Origin of the sequence: Odoribacter sp. AF15-53, from assembly GCF_003479425.1 — a bacterium.
Taxonomy (GTDB): Bacteria; Bacteroidota; Bacteroidia; order Bacteroidales; family Marinifilaceae; genus Butyricimonas.
In genome coordinates, this window is sequence record NZ_QUHC01000042.1 from 1 (window position 1) to 750 (window position 750).

A 750-nucleotide genomic window follows, 5' to 3' on the forward strand; every position below is an offset into this window, starting at 1 on the left:
TAATGTTCGGCGGATAAACCACCTTAAAAGTTTCATCTGTTTGTTATCGACCTATTTTATTTTTAGTTTTTGACTATATGCAAGTATTACAAAACGATTATCTAATCCACAATCAATTACATCATTCTTTTCTAATTGAGAATAGGCTTTTACAAATCTATTTCGACATTTACTTGAATGTATGTAATGATTGAAGTAGTTCTCGGCTTGTTCCTTTTCACCATATCTCAACATATATGGCAGGGCAAGGAGAGAGTCTTTCGTGTATTGATTGAAACAACAGCCATGTTGCGTAATGAAGTCAATAGCCATTTGTCTATTCTCAAATAAATCAAATATCGGACAAGCATATTTTTCAAGTAAATCAATTATTGTTTTTATTGATGGAGCATAGCTTAGTCCGGCAAGATCCCAAGATTGATATTGATTTATTGGCGATAGGTATCCAATATGATTATGATATACTAAGCCATCATCATTGACATTGAGATTCTCTTCTTGCACCCACTTTTTCAAGTTTTTACAGGTAATCGTAATCAGTGGATATATAGCCACACTACAAGATGAATTATATACACTTGAACGAAACCATATTTCAAAAGTCAAATTTTTGTCTTTTGAAATCTTTTTCAAACATTGTCCATTTTTAGACGGCTTAAATCCCATTGCGATAAAAGGAATAGCTATCTCATTGCAGGCTTTAATAAATATATCTCTTGGTTTCATTTCTTGTTCTTTTCAGGTCGATAA

General features: G+C 32.0%; 1 protein-coding gene. It reads right to left on the reverse strand.

The window, feature by feature from the left end:
* Window positions 1-51: 51 nt before the first annotated feature.
* A complete protein-coding gene (locus DWW52_RS20895) occupies window positions 52-726 on the reverse strand; it encodes a hypothetical protein (RefSeq protein WP_007662658.1) in 675 nt (224 codons plus the stop codon).
* Window positions 727-750 lie beyond the last annotated feature (24 nt).

Coding starts and splice junctions, on each gene's coding strand:
- DWW52_RS20895 (WP_007662658.1), bottom strand. CDS start 726: ATGAAACCAAGAGATATATTTATTAAAGCCTGCAATGAGATAGCTATT.